Here is a 16,110-nt window from a genome sequence, read left to right as displayed (position 1 = left end):
CCCTTTCATGACACTTGGGGAGGCGAGGCTCAGGCGTTCAGCGCGGCCTGCAGCTCGATGTCGATCTTGACCTTCTCGGACAGGAAGGCGTTGCCCTCCGGGCCGATGCCGAAGTCGCGGCGGTTCACCGTGGCGGTGGCCGAGACGCCGAGGGTGGTGGCGTTGTCGTTGGCCGGGTTGGTGCCGATGCCGTTGAACTCCGCCTCGAGCGAGACCGGAACGGTCTTGCCGCGCCAGGTGAGCTCGCCGTCGATGACGTAGTCGCCGCCGTCCTCGCGGATACCGGTCGAGCGGAAGGTGATGACCGGGTGCTCGTCGACGTGGAAGAAGTCCTCGGACTTGAGGTGCGTGTCACGCCCGTCGACACCGCTGGCGACCGACGAGGCGTCGATCTCGACGGTGACCGACGAGTCGAGGATGTTGTCGGCGGTGACGACCTCACCGGTGAAGGCGGTGAAGTTGCCCCGCGACTTCGCCAGGCCGAGGTGCTTCACGGTGTAGGCGATGTCGGAGTGGGCGGTGTCGATCGTCCACTTGCCTGCGACGTAGCCCGGGATTTCGGTGGTGGTCATGAACTCGATCTCCAAAGTCTGTGGTGAACCCTGAGCTGGTTGAGCGCTCAACCGTGACTGTAGCGCAATTTGGTTGAACGCTCAACCAGGGGTAGAATGGGCGTCATGTCCGAACCCCGATGGCTCTCCGACGAGGAGCAAAAAGTCTGGCGCGACTTCTCCGCGGCCACGCGGATGCTGCAAGCGCATCTGGAGGGCCAGCTTCAGCACGAGGCGGGCATGCCCCACACCTACTACGAAGTGCTGGTAGCTCTTTCCGAGGCGCCGGAGCGGCGGCTGCGGATGAGCGAGCTCGCCGACGCGCGCAAGGCGTCGCGCAGCAGGCTCTCGCACGCGGTCGCGCGTCTGGAGGCGAACGGCTGGGTGCGCCGTGAGTCCTGTCCCACCGACAAACGCGGCTCCTGGGCGGTGCTCACCGCCGAAGGTTTCGCCGCGCTGGAGGAGGCCGCGCCCGGGCACGTCGAGGCGGTCCGCGAGAGCCTCTTCGACCCGCTGACCCCCGAACAGGTGAAGGCGCTCGGCGAGATCAGCGCCGCCCTGCTGGCGCGGCTGTCGCCGAAATGCGCCGCGGCCGAGGCGGAATTGGCGCTGCGGGAAGAGAGTCTCGCGGACCTCGCCGACTCGGCCGAACTGGCCAAAGCGGACTGACCTGGAGGCGGTCCAGGGGCGGGCGCGACGACGAGTGTCGGTGCGGGTGGATAGGCTTCGGGCGGCCACCCGACCCTGCTGCTTTAGGTGCACCTGAAGAACCGATGCTCAACATTTTCGCGCGCGCCTCCGTTTCCCGCGTCACCGACCCGATGGGGAAGGTGCTCGTGCGCGCCGGTCTGACCCCTAACGCGATGACCGTCATCGGCACGGCCGGGGCGGTGCTGTGCGCGCTCGGCTTCTTTCCCAACGACATGCTGCTGTGGGGCACCTTCACCGTCTGGGGCTTCGCGATGCTGGACCTGCTCGACGGCGCGATGGCCCGCGCCCGCGGGTACGGCACGGCGTTCGGGGCCGTCCTCGACGCGACCTGCGACAGGCTGGTCGACGGCGCGTTGTTCGCGGCGATCGCCTGGTGGTGCTTCGTCCACGACGACAACCGTCCGGCCGCGGCCGCCGCGCTGATCTGCCTGGTGCTCGCGCAGGTCATCTCTTACGTCAAAGCCCGCGCCGAGGCCTCCGGGCTGGAGGCGGACGGCGGCCTCGTCGAACGCGCGGAACGCCTGATCATCGCACTGGTGGGAACCGGACTGCACGGTCTGGGCGTTCCGTACACCGTGGACATCACGCTCTGGCTCCTCGCGGTGCTTTCGGTGATCACCCTGCTGCAGCGGACGGCCGCGGTGGCCAAGGCGGCGAGGGCCGCCAAGGCGGCGGGGCCACCCGCCGCGGAGGGCGGGGCATGAGCGGGTTCTCCCAGCGGCTCAGTGATTTCGGCTACGCGACGGGCTGGCGGCTCGCGCGCTGGCTGCCGGAGTCGATGGGCTCGGTGACCTTCGGGCTGGGCGCCGATCTGGCCGTCCGGCGGGACGGCGGCGGAGTGCGCCAGCTCCGGCGCAACCTCGCCAGGGTCGTGCCGCAGGCCGACGGCGTCGAACTCGACGAACTGACCCGTCGCGCGATGCGGTCGTACGCCCGCTACTGGCACGAGATGTTCCGGCTGCCCTCGATGGATCACAAGGAGGTCAGCCGCAAGGTCGCCCAGTCGATCACCGGGGTGGAGAACCTCGACGCCGCCCTAGCCGAGGGCAACGGCGCGGTGATGGCGCTGCCGCACAGCGGGAACTGGGACGCCGCCGGCGTCTGGCTCGCGGACTATCTCGGCGGTTTCACCACGGTCGCGGAGCGGCTGAAGCCCGAATCGCTGTACCAGCGCTTCGTGTCCTATCGGGAGTCGCTCGGTTTCGAGATCGTCCCGCTGACCGGCGACAGCTCCGCGATGCGCGTGCTGCTCAAGCGGCTGCGGGAGAACAAGGCGATCTGCCTCGTCGGGGACAGGGACCTGACGAACTCCGGCGTGCCGGTCAAGTTCTTCGGCGAGCAGACCCGCATGCCGGGCGGGCCCGCCCGGCTGGCCGCCACCACCGGCGCCGCGCTGATCCCGGCCGGGTGCTGGTTCACCGAGGACGGCTGGCAGATCCGGCTGCACCCGCGGATCCGGGTCACGAACCGGTCCGAGGTCCCGGCGGCCACCCAGGCGCTGGCGGACATCTTCGCCGGTGACATCGCCGCGCATCCGGCCGACTGGCACATGATGCAGAAGTTCTGGCTCTCCGACTTCGATGCCGGGGAACAGGCCGAACTCGGCGAAGCGAGCTGAGCGGATGGCTCAGTCGCGGGTCATGAAGATCGGGATCGTCTGCCCGTACTCGTTCGACGTGCCGGGCGGCGTGCAGGGGCACGTCATCGATCTCGCGAAGGCGCTGCTGGCGCGCGGACACCAGGTTTCGGTGCTCGCGCCGGCGGACGAGGACTCCGACGTCCCGGATTTCGTGGTCCCCGCGGGCAAGGCGCTCGGCATCCCGTACAACGGTTCGGTCGCCCGCCTGCAGTTCGGCCCGGTGTCCTACGCCCGGGTGCGGCGGTGGATCCGCGACGGCGACTTCGACGTCCTGCACCTGCACGAGCCCGCCGCGCCGAGCCTTTCCTTGCTGGCGCTGAAGGTCGCGGACGGCCCGATCGTGGCGACCTTCCACACCGCGACGACCCGTTCGCGCACGCTGGCGGCGTTCCAGCCGGTGCTGCGGCCGCTGCTGGAGAAGATCACCGCGCGGATCGCGGTTTCGGCGCTGGCCCGCCGGGTCCAGGTCGAACACGCCGGGGGCGACGCGGTCGAGGTGCCCAACGGCGTCGACGTCGACTTCTTCTCCCGCGCGCTCCCGCTGGACGGCTACCCGCGAGCGGGCGGCACGGTCGGGTTCGTCGGGCGGTACACCGAGCCCCGCAAGGGGATGGGTGTCCTGCTGGAGGCGTTGCGGATGCTGCTCCCGGAGTTCGAGGAGCTGCGGCTGCTGGTCGCCGGCCGCGGCGACGCCGACCAGTTGCGGCGCGAGGCCGGGCCGGAGCTGGCTCCGCATATCGATCTGCTCGGCCAGGTCGACGACGAGACGAAGGCGCGGGCGCTGCGCAGTGTCGACGTCTACTGCGCGCCGAACACGGGCGGCGAGAGCTTCGGGATGATCCTCACCGAGGCGATGGCGGCGGGCACGCCTGTACTCGCGAGCGGCCTGGACTCGTTCCGCCGCGTCCTCGACGACGGCAAGGCCGGGATGCTGACCGAGACCGGTGACGCGGCGGCGCTGGCCGACGGGTTGCGCGAGCTTCTCGGAGACCCCGCTCGCCGGGCCTCGCTGGCGGCGGCCGCGGGGGAGCGGGTCGCGATGTTCGACTGGTCCGTGGTCACCACGCAGGTCCTGCGGGTGTACGAGACGGCGATCGCCGCCGACCCCCGGCGGGTCGGCGCGGGTGAACGCGAGTTCAGCCGGTGACGACCTGGGTGTGGATCGGCGGTCTCGTGGCCGCGATCGTGGTACTGGGCGGGTTGTTCCTGCTCGCGACGGCGAACCGGCTCGACCGGCTGCACGTCCGCACGGACGCGGGCTGGGCGGCGCTCGACGCGGCCCTCGCGCGGCGCGCCGTCGTCGCCAGGGCGGCTGCCGCGATCCTGGGTGACGAGGAGCTGCGCACGCTGGGCGAGCGGGCCGAGCGCGCGCCGAGGCCGGAACGCGAAGCCGAGGAAAGCGAGCTGACGCTGCGGCTGTCGCGCGTCGATCGCGCGGCCTTGCCGCCGTCGCTGGCCGAAGAGCTGACCGACGCCGAACACCGCGTCGTCATCGCGCGGCGCGTCCACAACGACGCCGTCCGGGACACCCTGCACCTGAGGCGGCGCCGGAAGGTCCGGTACTTCGGTCTCGCCGGAACCGCCCGGCTTCCGGAATACTTCGAGATCGCCGAGCCCGAACTTTAGGAGGACGGACCGATGAGCGATCGGCTGCTGGTGGCGGTGTTCGCGACGCCGGTCGCGTCGTTCCTCCTGCGCTACGGCAAGGATCTCGGCTACAAGGCCGTGCTGTTCGAGCCGGACGGCGCACGCGCGACGGACGTCGAGGCAGGCCTGGAGGCCGTCACGACGCTGCCGGACCTCGGCGCGGACGCCGACGTCGTCGTCACCGATCACGACCGGTCCGAGCTGGGGGAAGTGCTCAAGGCCGTGCTGGACCGCCCGACGCGGTGGGTCGGGGTGCTCGGCAACCCGCGCCACGCGGGCCCGCACGTCGCCGCGCTCAAGGCACTGGACGTCCCGGACCGCGAGATCGCGCGCGTCCATCGCCCGGTCGGGCTGAACATCGGCTCACGCACGCCGCCCGAGATCGCCGTCGCCACCCTGGCCGGTCTGCTGGCCGACCGGAACGGGCGGCCGGGCGGCTTCGAGTTTCAGTAGGCCACCGCCCCTTCCGGCATCGGCTCGAACCGGGCGTGCCTGCGGGTGAACGTCGCCGTCCCCGAGGTCAGGGAACGCAGGTCGATCGCGTAGCGCAGCAGCTCCACGGCGGGCACCTCGGCGCGGATGACCGTGCGGCCGCCTTCACCCGATTCGGTACCGAGTACGCGGCCCCGCCGGGACGAGAGGTCACCCAGCACGGTGCCCAGATGCTCGTCCGGAAGCCGCACCGCCACCTCTTCGAGCGGTTCGAGCAGCGCGATCTTGCCCGCCGCGGCGGCCTCCTTCAGCGCCAGCGCGCCCGCCGTCTGGAAGGCGGCGTCCGACGAGTCGACGCTGTGCGCCTTCCCGTCGACGAGGGTCACCCGGATGTCGATCAGCGGATGACCGTCGACGAGTCCCCGCTGGGCTTGCGCCCGGACCCCCTTTTCGACGCTCGGGATGAACTGGTGTGGCACCGAGCCACCGACGACCTTGTCCACGAACTCGAAGCCCGCCCCCCTCGGCAGGGGCTGGACCTCGATGTCGCAGACGGCGAACTGGCCGTGCCCACCGGATTGCTTGACGTGCCTGCCATGCCCGCGAGCCGGCCCGGCGAAGGTCGAACGCAGGCTGATGCGGACGGGTTCGGTACCCACGTCGGCACCTCCCGCGCGGAGCCGCGACAGCACGACGTCGGCGTGGGCCTCGCCCATGCACCACAGCACGAGCTGGTTGGTCTCGGCGTTGCGGTCCAGCCGGAGCGTGGGGTCGCCCGCGACCAGCCGGGAGAGGTTGCGCGCCAGCGTGTCCTCGTCGCTGCGTGTCTTCGCGACGACGGCGACCGGCAGCAGCGGCTCCGGCATCGCCCACGGCTTCATGATCAGCGGGTCTTCCGGCGACGAAACGGTGTCGCCGGTTTCCGCCGAGCCCACCTTGGTGAGCGCGCAGAGGTCGCCCGCGACGCAGTACGGGACTTCGCGCAGGTTCGACCCGAGCGGGGAGTACAGATGCGCGACCCGCTCGTCGGCGTCGTGATCCTCGTGGCCGCGTTCGGCGAGGCCGTGGCCCGAGACGTGCACCGGCCGTTCGGGGCGAAGCGTCCCGGAGAACACCCGCACCAGCGAGACCCTGCCGACGTAGGAGTCGACGGCGGTCCGGACCACCTCGGCCGCCAGCGGGCCGTCGGGGTCGGCGCGGAGCCCGGCGTGCGGCTCTCCGGTGGGGGAGGTGACCTCCGGCGGGACGTGTTCCAGCGGTGACGGGAAGGCCCGCACGATCCCGTCGAGGACTTCGGCCAGCCCGACCCCGGTCGCCGCGCACACCGGGATCACCGGATGGAAGGAACCGCGGGCGACGGCGGTTTCGAGGTCGGCGATCAGCGTGTCCTCGGCGATCTCCTCACCGGAGAGGTACCGGTCCATCAGGGACTCGTCCTCGCTCTCGGCGATGACCCCTTCGATCAGCTCGTTGCGGGCCTCGGTCATCCGGGTGAGTTCGGCCGCGTCCGGCTCGCCGACTTCGGGCGGGAAGCCTTGCGAGTAGTCGAAGTAGCGGCGCGTGATGAGCCCGACGAGCCCATCGCGCGCGGGCAGGTACAGCGGCAGGACGCCGGCGCCGAAGGCCTCTTGGCAAGCTGCGATCTCGCCTTCGGGGTCGGCGCGGTGATGGTCCAGCCGGGAGACGACCACCGCCCTCGGCATCCCGACGGCGGCGCACTCCTCCCAGACCGCGATCGTGGCCGCGTCGACGCCTTCCGCCGCGCAGACCACGAACAGCGCCGCGTCGGCCGCGCGGAGCCCGGCCCGCAGCTCGCCGACGAAATCGGCGTACCCGGGGGTGTCGATGAGGTTGATCTTGTGCCCTTGGTGGAGCACCGGCGCGACCGAGAGGCCGACCGATCGCTGCTGCCGGACCGCGGCGGGATCGTGGTCGCACACCGTGGTCCCTTCCACCACCGAGCCTGCCCGCGTCACCGTGCCGGACGCGGCCAGCAGTGCTTCGGCGAGTGTCGTCTTGCCCGATCCCGAGGGGCCGACCAGGACGACGTTGCGGACCTTCGCCGGGTCGTCCACAGCGACGGCGGCCCCGGAGTCTCCGTTCTTGCTCTGTTTGTCGGCCATGCCGGTCTCCTCACCACACGATGCCGCGTACAGGTGTGTCCCCGATCACACACCCGCGACGGGCGTCGCGGCAAGGCGACCGGCGAGGGACCCCCCGAATGTCGACGCGCCGCTATGCTCGATGGCGGACACCCGGAGGCTGATCCGACGGTGGGGGATGAGCGATGGAGCTCGACAGGCGCACGGTGTTACGGCTGGCGGGAGCGGTCCCGATGATGGCGGCGGTGCCCGCCGCGATCCCCGGGGGCGGTGGCCCGTGGGAACGGCTTCGTGCCCGGTTGACGGGTGAGCTGTTCCGGCCCGGCGACCCCGGCTACGACGAAAAGCGGCTCGGGTTCTTCAGCCTCTACGACCATCGGATGCCGGACGGCGTCGCGGTCTGCGCGAACGAGGACGACGTCCGTCATTGTGTCGATTTCGCGGCCAGGCAGCGGATTCCGCTCGCGGCCCGGTCGGGCGGGCACAGTTACGCCGGTTATTCCATAGTGGACAGAGGACTGGTCGTCGACCTGTCCCGGCTGAACGCGGTCCGGATCCTGCCCGGCGGCCGGGCGGAGATCGGGGCGGGCGCGCAGCTCGGCCCGGTGTACGAGGCCTTGGCGGCGGCGGGCCGCGCGCTGCCCGCCGGCAGCTGCCCTCAGGTCGGCATCGCCGGGCTGGCCCTCGGCGGCGGGATCGGCGTTCTGGCCCGAAAGTACGGTCTGACCTGCGACAACGTCGAGTCCGTGCGGTTCGTCGGCGCGGACGGGAAGGCGTGCCTGGTGTCGGAGGAGACGGCGCCGGACCTGCTGTGGGCGTTGCGCGGCGGGGGCGGCGGCAACTTCGGCATCGTCACGTCGTTCACCTTCCGCACGGCGGCGGCCAGGACGTTGGCGAACTTCAACCTGGTCTTCCCGCCCGCCGCGTTGGCCGCACTTGTGGCGGCTTGGCAGGAGTGGCAGCCCGCGATGCCGGACGAGTTGTGGTCGGGAATGGGCCTCGGTGCCGCGACCGCGAACTGCGGTGGCTGTTTCGTGGGCTCCGCCGCGCAGGTGAACCCGTTGCTTGACGATCTGGTCCGCCGCGTCGGCGTCCAGCCGCTCGAACGGGAAGTGACCGAACAAGGCCACTTGGCCACGATGCGGACCTTCTCCCAGGAGACCGCCTTCCCCGCCGCGGTCGCGGAACGCGGGAGATACGTGGCCACTTCGCGGATGCTGACCCATCCGGTGCCCGACCCGGACGGGCTGGCGACGTTGCTGGCGAGCGATCCGCATCTGTACTCGATCGTGGACGCCTACGGCGGCGCGATCGCGCGGGTGCCGTCGAGCGAGTCGTGCTTCCCGCACCGGTCCGCGCTGGGCAGCATCCAGATCATCCGTGGCCTTGAGGGCGGCGAGGCGTACGCGCGCCACGTGATCGGCGGGGTCCGGGACGAACTCGGCCGCGAATACGGGCATGCCGGGTACATCAACTACATCGACCCGGAGATGCCGGAGTGGGCGAAGGCGTACTACGGCGACAGCCTGCCCCGGCTGCGCCGGGTGGCGCGGAAGTACGACCCGGACGGCCTGTTCGCCTTCGAACAGGGCCTGGCCCGCTGACACGGGGGAGGGGTGCGGGCCAGATCACCCAGTGGACTGCTGAAATCGCCGCGAACTGGCCTGCTTCAGAGGTCCAAAAGCGGCTTACCCTCGGAGGCGTCACCCTCACTCGTGCGCTTTCCGAAAGGTTCAGCAGTGTCTGACGACTCCACGAACACGGCCACCACCTCGCTCACCGGCACCGCCCGGGTCAAGCGCGGGATGGCGGAGATGCTCAAGGGCGGTGTGATCATGGACGTGGTCACCGCCGAGCAGGCGAAGATCGCCGAGGACGCCGGCGCCGTCGCGGTGATGGCGCTCGAGCGGGTCCCCGCGGACATCCGCGCGCAGGGCGGCGTCGCCCGGATGAGCGACCCGGACCTGATCGACGGCATCATCGAGGCCGTCTCGATCCCTGTCATGGCGAAGGCCCGCATCGGCCACTTCGTCGAGGCTCAGCTGCTCCAGTCACTCGGCGTCGACTACATCGACGAGTCCGAGGTGCTGACCCCGGCCGACTACGAGAACCACATCGACAAGTGGGCCTTCACCGTGCCCTTCGTCTGTGGTGCCACCAACCTCGGCGAGGCGCTGCGCCGCATCAACGAGGGCGCGGCGATGATCCGCTCCAAGGGCGAGGCCGGCACCGGCGACGTCTCGAACGCGACCACGCACATGCGCAAGATCCGCGCCGAGCTGCGCCGCCTCTCCTCGCTCCCCGAGGACGAGCTTTACGTTGCGGCGAAGGAACTCCAGGCCCCGTACGAGCTCGTCAAGGAGGTCGCGGCGAAGGGCAAGCTCCCCGTCGTGCTGTTCACCGCGGGTGGCATCGCGACCCCGGCCGACGCCGCGATGATGATGCAGCTCGGTGCCGAAGGCGTGTTCGTCGGCTCCGGCATCTTCAAGTCCGGCAACCCGGCCCAGCGTGCCGAGGCGATCGTCAAGGCCACCACGTTCTACGACGACCCGGACGTCATCGCGAAGGTTTCGCGTGGCCTCGGTGAAGCAATGGTAGGGATCAACGTCGACGACGTGCCCGAGCCGCACCGTCTTTCCGAGCGCGGCTGGTAGGCCGATGGCCCGGCGCTCTTCCACGAGCGCCGGGCCGTCCCGCGTCCGTCAGCGGGCAGGGCCGTTCCTGGTCAGCACGCTTCCCTGCGCCGCGGCACTGAGCGTCGTGGTCCCGTCCTGACCGATCACGTACAGGTCGCAGCGGCAAGTCGCCTGACGACGGCCGCTGTGCAGGACCCATGCCTCCGCCACGAGCCGGATTCCCTGTGCCGGCCGCAGGTAGTTGATGCTGAAGCCGCCGGTGAGGACATCCGGTCCCAGCGTGGTCCCGGCCGCGAAGGTGATCGCGTTGTCCGCGGCATAGGCGAGCACGCCGCCGTGGAGATACCCGTTCTGTTGCAACAGGTCTTCGCGGATGTCGAGTTCCAGGGTCGCGGCGCCGCTCCCGAACGAGGCCACCCTCGCGCCGAGCAGGACGCTGAACGGTTGCGAGGCGAGGCCCTTCCGGGCGTCTTCGAGTGTCAGTGCTGTCATCAGGCCACCATCCTGCCATCCGACGACTTCCCGGATCCGGACCCAAGCGGACATGGCGGCCTATAAGGTCCGGACATGAGCCAGACGATCCAGTTCGCCGACCGCAACTTCAAGCTCGCCGTGGTCCAGGAACTGATGTACAACCAGGAACTCCTCCCGAAGTTCGACTTGCGGGAGTACGCCGCCGAGAAGGGTTTCACCTACGACGCGGGGAGCGTCGAAGCGGTCCCCGAGGCGTTGGCCTACTTCGCCGAGCTCGAAGTCCCCGCCGAGCTCGCGGAGAAGATCACCGAGATCGAGATGGACGGCGGCAACGAGATCTACCTCGAGATCGCGCCGAACTGGGACGGCGAGGACTCCCTTTTCGACGTCGACGAGTTCGCCGACGTCGCGCACTTCCCCAACCTGAAGTCGATGACCTTGCTCTTCACGGGCAACGACGAGGCGCTGGAGTCGTTGCGCGCCCGCGGCATCGAGGCGGACTGGCTCTGATCGGCGACCAGCGGGGCTAAGCGAAGGAACCGCGTTCCCTTTTCGACTGCTTAGGCGTCGGGAAGCGGGGCGCGGGACCTTGATTCCGGCGTGCGAAGGGCACGCCGGGATCAAGGAGGACAAATGCGCACACTTCGGTTCGTTTCCGCCGCTTTGGGGGCCGCCGCGATCGCGACGGCACTCGTGGCAGCGCCCGCTTCCGCCGCGACGGACGGGGCGGCCACGCTGAAGGCAGCCGGCATCGACGCGGCGAAGCTCGCTCCCGGGTGGAAGGTCGACGGCGGCCAGATCGTCTGGAACGGCGGGGAGACCACGCTGTCGTTGTCGTCCATCGCGGCCAGCAACTGCCAGGCGAACTACGTGTGCCTGTACGAGCACCGCGACTTCGGCGGACGGCGGCTGCAGTTCCGGGACCCGGGGCTGAAGAACCTCGTCGATTACGGATTCAACGACCAGATGTCGTCCTGGCACAACCGACGCTCCGTCGACGCCCGCTGGTACTACAACATCGGCAGTGGGACCAGCCGCTGCATGCAGGCGAACTCGCAGTCGTCGTATGTCGGGAACGCCGACAACGACCAGGCGAGTTCGTTGAGAATTTACACGTCCGCCAGCGCCTGCTGAGCGAAGTATTCCTTCGAATGCCGGACGCCGCCCCCGGATATTTCTGAGACTCTCGACTGGGGTGTCTCGATTTACTGGGGGAGAAATCGGTGAAGGAAAAGAACCTCTATTTCTATCGCCTGTTCGGTGAACCCGCGGCCGAGTGGCAGGGCACGGACCTGCCACTCGGCCCGCCACAGGCGCGCCGGGTGTTCGCGCTCCTGCTGATCGAGGCGGGTCGCCCGGTGCCGTCGGGCCGGATCATCGACGAGCTGTGGGGCGAAACGCCGCCCGCGTCGGCGAAGGTTCAGATCCAGGGGCTCATCTCGGGTCTGCGCCGCGCCCTGCGTTCGCCGCGGGGCGATCAGCCGATCCTCACCAGGGGAGCGGCCTATCAGCTCGACGCGCGGCCGGAGGACACCGACACCGGCCGGTTCACCTGCCTCGCCGCGCAGGGCCGCGAACTGCTGGCCCGTGACTGCCATCGCGAGGCGGCCCAGTACTTCCGGGACGCGCTCGAACTGTGGCGTGGGCCGGTACTGGCCGGGATCCCGGCCGCGGCGGAGGTCGTCGCGCGCTGGGAGGAGGAACGGCTTTCGCTGCTGGAGGACAAGGCCGAAGCCGAACTCGGGTTCGGCGAGCACGACCGGCTGGTGCCCGAACTCCGTGACCTGCTCACGGCCGCCCCGTTCCGGGAACGGGTCTGCGGGCTGTTGATGACCGCGCTCGCGCGGGCCGGGCGGGTGGCCGAGGCGCTCGACGTCTACGCCGGATGGCGCCGCAGGCTGGTGGACGAACTCGGGGTCGAGCCGTCGCCGTCGATCCGCTCCCTGCACTGCGAGATCCTGCGCGACGGCCAGGGCATGACGACGCGCGAATATCCCGCGTACCAGGAAACCGCCGTGCCGAGCCAGCTGCCGCCGGGCATCCGGGATTTCGTCGGCAGGGACGCGCTGATCGCGGAGCTGCTGGCGGAACTGCGCCGGGACGACGGCCGCGACACCCCTCCCGTGGTGCTGCTGACCGGCGCCGGCGGGATCGGGAAGTCCTCGCTCGCGATCAGGCTCGCGCACCAGATCGCGGACGACTATCCCGACGGCAGGCTGTTCGCGGCCCTCCGTGGGACCACGAACGAGCCCAGGTCCCCGGAGGCCGTGCTCGCCGGGTTCCTGCGCGCGTTCGGCGTTCCGACCGACGGGATCCCCGCCGACGTCGACGACTGCGCCTGCCTCTTCCGCAGCCTGGTCCACGGGCGCCGCGTGCTGCTCGTCCTCGACGACGCCGCCGGTGAGGCCCAGCTGCGGCCGTTGCTGCCCGCCGGCGGCGGCTGCGCGGTGATCGTCACGAGCCGGTTCGTCCTGGCCGGACTCGAACTCGGCAGGCAGGTCCCGGTCGACGTCCTGCCACTGCCCGACGCGGAGGCGCTTCTCGCGAAGCTCACCGAGACCGACGACGATCCTGTTGCCGCCCAACAGGTTCTCGAACACTGCGGCGGGCTCCCGCTGGCGCTGCGGATCGTCGGCAGCCGGATCGGCGACCGCACGGGCTGGCGGCTCGCCGACGTCGCGGGTGAGCTCTCCGTCGAACGGCGGCGGCTGGATTGGCTGTGTGCGGGGGATCTCGCGGTCCGAGGCAGCCTCTCCCTCGGGTACCGGCAACTGGCGCCGGATCGGCAGCGGCTGTTCCGCAGGCTGGGCTTGCTGCCTGCGGCCGATTTCCCCGCCTGGGCGGCGGCGCTCGCCGACGACGGGGAACCCGGAGCGACGTCTCGCGCGCTGGAAGACCTGCGGCATCGGAACATGGTCCAGCCCGCGCCGCGGGCCACCGGCGCTCCCCGTTACCGGGTGCACGATCTTTTGCGCGCGTTCGCGGTCGAGGAGGTCGCCGTCGAACCGGAACAAGAACGCGCGGCCGCGACCGAGCGAGTGCTCGGTGGCTGGCTCTGGCTCGCGGAGAAGGCCGCGGACCGGTTGTCCCGCAGCGTTTTGCGGCCGGAGCCCGGGACCGCGGCCCGGACCTCGCTCGACGAAGGACTGGTGGCCGAACCGCTTTCGTGGTTCCGGGACGAGGTTCCCGCGCTGGAGGCCGCCGTCTCGCACGCGGCCGGCGCCGGGCTCGGCGAACTCGCCTGGGAACTCGCCGTCGTGGCCGCGTCGTACTTCGACCACAGTGGACTGTACGCGGAATGGTCGCGGTGCCACCGGTGCGCGCTCGCCGCGGCGAGGGAGTCGGGATGCGCGCGCGGGGAAGCCGCCTTGCTGCGGGGAATCGGCCAGATCCACCTGTACCGGGACGACTTCGGGACGGCGTGCGAGGCGCTCACCGAGTCGTGCCGCATCAGCGACCGGATCGGCGACCGGGCGGGCCGGGCCAGGGCACTGACCGGGCTTTGCGTGCTCGCGCGGGCGGCCGGGCGGCCCGAAACCTCGCGTGCGACGGCGAGCCGGGCGCTGGCCATCTTCCGCGAGATCGGTGACGTGCTCGGCATGGCGCACGCCCACACCTCGTCCGCCGTCGCGAGCACCGAACTCGGTCTGCTCGACGAGGCCGAAGCGGAACTGGACGAGGCCGGGCGGCTTTGCGCCGAGCTGAACGACCCGCATCGCACGGCGCTCGTCCTGCGCAGGCGGGGTCAACTGCACCTGCGGCGCGAAGACCGGCGGAGCGCGATGTCGTGCCTGCGCCGCGCGCTCGAACTGCTCGACTCGCTGTCCGACGAGATCTGCGCCTCGCGGGTCCGGCTGGATCTCGCGCGAATCCGCGCGAGATCCAGCGACCGGCCGCCGTCAGGGAAGATCTTGATCAGGACCTAGCGCGCTGAACTGGAGGTTCGTCGTCGGTACGGGTGGTCGTGAGTGGCGATTCGGGTTCTAACCCGAATCGCCACTCACGAGGCCGAGGCACCGCACTCACGTGATCGAAGGCGGAACTCGCGTGATCAGAGGCGGAACTCGCGAGTGCGGCTTCCAGTCACGCGAGTTACGTCCCTGATCACGCGAGTTACGTCTTTGCACACGCCGCGCCTGAGACCCTCACGGACTTCCGACCAGTAGGTACATAGGACACGGTTGGTTCTAACCCGAATCGCCACTCACGACCACGGTGACCGGACGGCATGCGGCACTAGCGCCAGCGCTCGGTCGGCAGCGCGGGAACCCGGTGCCCGCGGTGGCCGGTCATCTCCTCGTTCGCGAACAGCGCGTTGAGCACCGCTTCCTCGGTCGCCTGCACGACGGCCTCGAAGAAGGGGTCGAGCCTGCCCCACGGGATGAAGCGCATGCTTTCGTACTCGGCCTCGTCCGTCCGCGGGAACCGGCTGGTGAGCGCCCCCGGATTCGCCGTGCTGAACGCCAGGAAGAGGTCACCGGAGAAATGCGAACCCGCGGTTCCCGTGCGGGCGAGACCGAGCGGGACCCGGCGGGCGAGCGACGTGCACTGGCCGGGCAGCAAGGGAGCGTCGGTTCCGACGATCACGATCACCGACCCGGCCCCCGCGGGTGCCGCCCAGGCCTCCTCCATCGGGTTGTCGGCGCCGAGCTCGGCTCCGACGTGCTCACCGGCGACGGTGAGCTCACGACGTGAGCCGAAGTTGGCCTGTACCAACGCTCCCACGGTGTACTCGTCGTCCCCATAGGACACCACGCGAGAGGCCGTACCGGTGCCACCCTTGAAGCCGTAACAGGTCATCCCGGTACCGCCGCCGACGGAGCCTTCGCGGACCGGACCCGCTTGGGCGGCATCGATCGCGGCGATGACATGTCCACTGTGGATGGTCGGCGCGGTGCTGTCGTTCAGGTACCCGTCCCAGGTCTCGGCGACCACCGGCAGCAGCCATTCGGCGGCCACGTCGGGCCGTTCGCGCACGACCCAGTCGATCGTGCCGCGGTGGCAGGCGCCGACGGCGTGCGTGGAGGTGATCAGCACCGGCAGCGTCAGCGAGCCGGTCTCGGCCAGCCACGCGGTGCCGGTCATCTCGCCGTTGCCGTTGAGGGCGTACGTCCCGGCCGCGCACGGCACGGCGAAGTCCTCGCGTCCGCGAGGCAGGACGGCCGTGACGCCGGTGCGTACCGACTCGCCCTCGACGAGGGTCGTGAAACCGATCTCGACGCCGGGGACGTCGGTGAGCGCGTTGTGCTCGCCGGTCCGGCCGGGCAGCGGGACACCCAGATCGCGGGCGCGGGTCATGGACGGTCCTCCAAGGGGTTCGAGGTCGCGGTGCGGGCGTAGGAGAGCAACATCGCCTCGGCGGTGGCGGTTTCCAGCGTCGGCACGGCCTGGGTCAGGTGCAGGCCGTAGCCGTCTTCCAGCGCGACGAGGTTCCGCGCGATCGAGACCGGCTCCGCGGTCAGGGTGAACTCGCCGGTGGCCGCGCCGGCTTCGAGGATGCCGGTGTAGATCCGGACCTGCTGCTCGTAGAGCGTGATGTGCCGGGCGGCGTACGCGGGGTCGCGGCGGGCGATCGTGCCGAGTTCGTACAGCAGCACGCAGAGTTCGTCGTCGGGGCCGGTCGGCAGGCCGCTGCGGATCATCGCCAGCAGCCGGTCGGACGGCTTCGTCGTCGCGCTCGCGGCCTGTTCCCTCGCCGAGCAGAACCGTGCCACCGCCTCGCGCTGCACCTCCTGGAGGAGGTCGGCGAGGGTGGGGAAGTAATACAGGACCGAACCCGGCGAGAGGCCCGCGCCCTCGGCGACGTCCCTCAGCCGCAGGTTCAGCACGCCGCGTTCGAGGAGGGCCCGTCTGGCCACCTCGATCAGTTCGGCCCGTCGTTCCGGTGCCTTGCTCGGTCTCGCCATGCCCTCATTCTT

16 protein-coding genes are annotated in these 16,110 nt (G+C 70.4%); 11 read left to right on the top strand and 5 right to left on the bottom strand.

Going from position 1 to position 16,110, the window contains the following annotated elements; all coding sequences use genetic code 11:
- Window positions 1–29: 29 nt before the first annotated feature.
- Window positions 30–572 (bottom strand): YceI family protein, encoded by a 543-nt coding sequence (locus AVR91_RS05490; RefSeq protein WP_034307837.1) that lies wholly within the window; start codon window positions 570–572, stop codon window positions 30–32.
- A gap of 105 nt (window positions 573–677) precedes the next feature.
- Here AVR91_RS05490 and AVR91_RS05485 point away from each other — a divergent pair, with 105 nt between their 5' ends.
- From AVR91_RS05485 to AVR91_RS05460, 6 genes are all read left to right on the top strand, one after another.
- Window positions 678–1,220: a MarR family winged helix-turn-helix transcriptional regulator gene (locus tag AVR91_RS05485; RefSeq protein WP_043848884.1), complete on the top strand. Its 543-nt coding sequence runs from the start codon at window positions 678–680 to the stop codon at window positions 1,218–1,220.
- A 104-nt stretch (window positions 1,221–1,324) separates the two neighbouring features.
- Window positions 1,325–1,966, top strand: a complete 642-nt coding sequence (pgsA, locus tag AVR91_RS05480; protein WP_016334780.1) for a phosphatidylinositol phosphate synthase — start codon at window positions 1,325–1,327, stop codon at window positions 1,964–1,966.
- Window positions 1,963–2,880: a phosphatidylinositol mannoside acyltransferase gene (locus tag AVR91_RS05475; protein ID WP_016334779.1), complete on the top strand. Its 918-nt coding sequence runs from the start codon at window positions 1,963–1,965 to the stop codon at window positions 2,878–2,880. The genes pgsA and AVR91_RS05475 overlap by 4 nt, the downstream gene beginning before the upstream one ends.
- A gap of 22 nt (window positions 2,881–2,902) precedes the next feature.
- Entirely contained in the window at window positions 2,903–4,048 is a 1,146-nt protein-coding gene (locus tag AVR91_RS05470) for a glycosyltransferase family 4 protein (protein WP_063275521.1), read from the top strand.
- Complete coding sequence (locus AVR91_RS05465; RefSeq protein ID WP_063275499.1) at window positions 4,045–4,527, top strand: hypothetical protein; 483 nt, start codon at window positions 4,045–4,047, stop codon at window positions 4,525–4,527. The genes AVR91_RS05470 and AVR91_RS05465 overlap by 4 nt, the downstream gene beginning before the upstream one ends.
- Before the next feature lie 12 nt (window positions 4,528–4,539).
- Window positions 4,540–5,001, top strand: coding sequence for an XdhC family protein (locus tag AVR91_RS05460; RefSeq protein WP_063275500.1), 462 nt, complete (start codon window positions 4,540–4,542; stop codon window positions 4,999–5,001).
- On the opposite strand, the gene AVR91_RS05455 is transcribed toward AVR91_RS05460, so the two are convergent.
- The gene (locus AVR91_RS05455; protein ID WP_063275501.1) at window positions 4,995–7,103 is read right to left on the bottom strand and encodes an elongation factor G-like protein EF-G2; all 2,109 of its coding nucleotides are present in this window, start codon (window positions 7,101–7,103) and stop codon (window positions 4,995–4,997) included. The genes AVR91_RS05460 and AVR91_RS05455 overlap by 7 nt on opposite strands.
- 164 nt (window positions 7,104–7,267) lie before the next feature.
- On the opposite strand from AVR91_RS05455, the gene AVR91_RS05450 reads away from it, so the two are divergent.
- Entirely contained in the window at window positions 7,268–8,686 is a 1,419-nt protein-coding gene (locus AVR91_RS05450; RefSeq protein ID WP_063275502.1) for an FAD-binding oxidoreductase, read from the top strand.
- A gap of 135 nt (window positions 8,687–8,821) precedes the next feature.
- Window positions 8,822–9,736, top strand: a complete 915-nt coding sequence (gene pdxS, locus AVR91_RS05445) for a pyridoxal 5'-phosphate synthase lyase subunit PdxS (protein WP_016334773.1) — start codon at window positions 8,822–8,824, stop codon at window positions 9,734–9,736.
- A gap of 48 nt (window positions 9,737–9,784) precedes the next feature.
- On the opposite strand, the gene AVR91_RS05440 is transcribed toward pdxS, so the two are convergent.
- Window positions 9,785–10,210 (bottom strand): PaaI family thioesterase, encoded by a 426-nt coding sequence (locus tag AVR91_RS05440; protein WP_063275522.1) that lies wholly within the window; start codon window positions 10,208–10,210, stop codon window positions 9,785–9,787.
- Between the two features lie 75 nt (window positions 10,211–10,285).
- On the opposite strand from AVR91_RS05440, the gene AVR91_RS05435 reads away from it, so the two are divergent.
- The 3 genes from AVR91_RS05435 to AVR91_RS05425 all read left to right on the top strand — a co-directional run bounded on the left by AVR91_RS05435 (window position 10,286) and on the right by AVR91_RS05425 (window position 14,118).
- Window positions 10,286–10,702 carry a DUF6892 domain-containing protein gene (locus AVR91_RS05435; RefSeq protein ID WP_063275503.1) on the top strand — a complete coding sequence of 139 codons (417 nt, stop codon included), beginning with the start codon at window positions 10,286–10,288 and terminating at the stop codon, window positions 10,700–10,702.
- Between the two features lie 123 nt (window positions 10,703–10,825).
- A complete protein-coding gene (locus AVR91_RS05430) occupies window positions 10,826–11,326 on the top strand; it encodes a peptidase inhibitor family I36 protein (RefSeq protein WP_063275504.1) in 501 nt (166 codons plus the stop codon).
- An 89-nt stretch (window positions 11,327–11,415) separates the two neighbouring features.
- The gene (locus AVR91_RS05425; RefSeq protein WP_063275505.1) at window positions 11,416–14,118 is read left to right on the top strand and encodes an AfsR/SARP family transcriptional regulator; all 2,703 of its coding nucleotides are present in this window, start codon (window positions 11,416–11,418) and stop codon (window positions 14,116–14,118) included.
- A 310-nt stretch (window positions 14,119–14,428) separates the two neighbouring features.
- Here the strand turns inward: AVR91_RS05425 and AVR91_RS05420 are convergent, their stop codons facing one another.
- Together AVR91_RS05420 and AVR91_RS05415 are read right to left on the bottom strand one after the other, a co-directional pair.
- A complete protein-coding gene (locus tag AVR91_RS05420; protein ID WP_063275506.1) occupies window positions 14,429–15,490 on the bottom strand; it encodes a DmpA family aminopeptidase in 1,062 nt (353 codons plus the stop codon).
- A complete protein-coding gene (locus AVR91_RS05415) occupies window positions 15,487–16,098 on the bottom strand; it encodes a TetR/AcrR family transcriptional regulator (protein WP_063275507.1) in 612 nt (203 codons plus the stop codon). Before AVR91_RS05415 ends, AVR91_RS05420 begins: the two co-directional genes overlap by 4 nt.
- Window positions 16,099–16,110: the final 12 nt, after the last annotated feature.

Source organism: Amycolatopsis keratiniphila subsp. keratiniphila (assembly GCF_001620365.2).
GTDB lineage: Bacteria > Actinomycetota > Actinomycetes > Mycobacteriales > Pseudonocardiaceae > Amycolatopsis > Amycolatopsis keratiniphila.
This window is presented reverse-complemented; position numbering and strand designations above follow the sequence as displayed.

Coding starts and splice junctions, on each gene's coding strand:
- AVR91_RS05460 (WP_063275500.1), top strand. CDS start 4,540: ATGAGCGATCGGCTGCTGGTGGCGGTGTTCGCGACGCCGGTCGCGTCG.
- AVR91_RS05415 (WP_063275507.1), bottom strand. CDS start 16,098: ATGGCGAGACCGAGCAAGGCACCGGAACGACGGGCCGAACTGATCGAG.
- AVR91_RS05430 (WP_063275504.1), top strand. CDS start 10,826: ATGCGCACACTTCGGTTCGTTTCCGCCGCTTTGGGGGCCGCCGCGATC.
- AVR91_RS05450 (WP_063275502.1), top strand. CDS start 7,268: ATGGAGCTCGACAGGCGCACGGTGTTACGGCTGGCGGGAGCGGTCCCG.
- AVR91_RS05420 (WP_063275506.1), bottom strand. CDS start 15,490: ATGACCCGCGCCCGCGATCTGGGTGTCCCGCTGCCCGGCCGGACCGGC.
- pgsA (WP_016334780.1), top strand. CDS start 1,325: ATGCTCAACATTTTCGCGCGCGCCTCCGTTTCCCGCGTCACCGACCCG.
- AVR91_RS05490 (WP_034307837.1), bottom strand. CDS start 572: ATGACCACCACCGAAATCCCGGGCTACGTCGCAGGCAAGTGGACGATC.
- AVR91_RS05440 (WP_063275522.1), bottom strand. CDS start 10,210: ATGACAGCACTGACACTCGAAGACGCCCGGAAGGGCCTCGCCTCGCAA.
- AVR91_RS05475 (WP_016334779.1), top strand. CDS start 1,963: ATGAGCGGGTTCTCCCAGCGGCTCAGTGATTTCGGCTACGCGACGGGC.
- AVR91_RS05470 (WP_063275521.1), top strand. CDS start 2,903: ATGAAGATCGGGATCGTCTGCCCGTACTCGTTCGACGTGCCGGGCGGC.
- AVR91_RS05485 (WP_043848884.1), top strand. CDS start 678: ATGTCCGAACCCCGATGGCTCTCCGACGAGGAGCAAAAAGTCTGGCGC.
- AVR91_RS05455 (WP_063275501.1), bottom strand. CDS start 7,103: ATGGCCGACAAACAGAGCAAGAACGGAGACTCCGGGGCCGCCGTCGCT.
- AVR91_RS05435 (WP_063275503.1), top strand. CDS start 10,286: ATGAGCCAGACGATCCAGTTCGCCGACCGCAACTTCAAGCTCGCCGTG.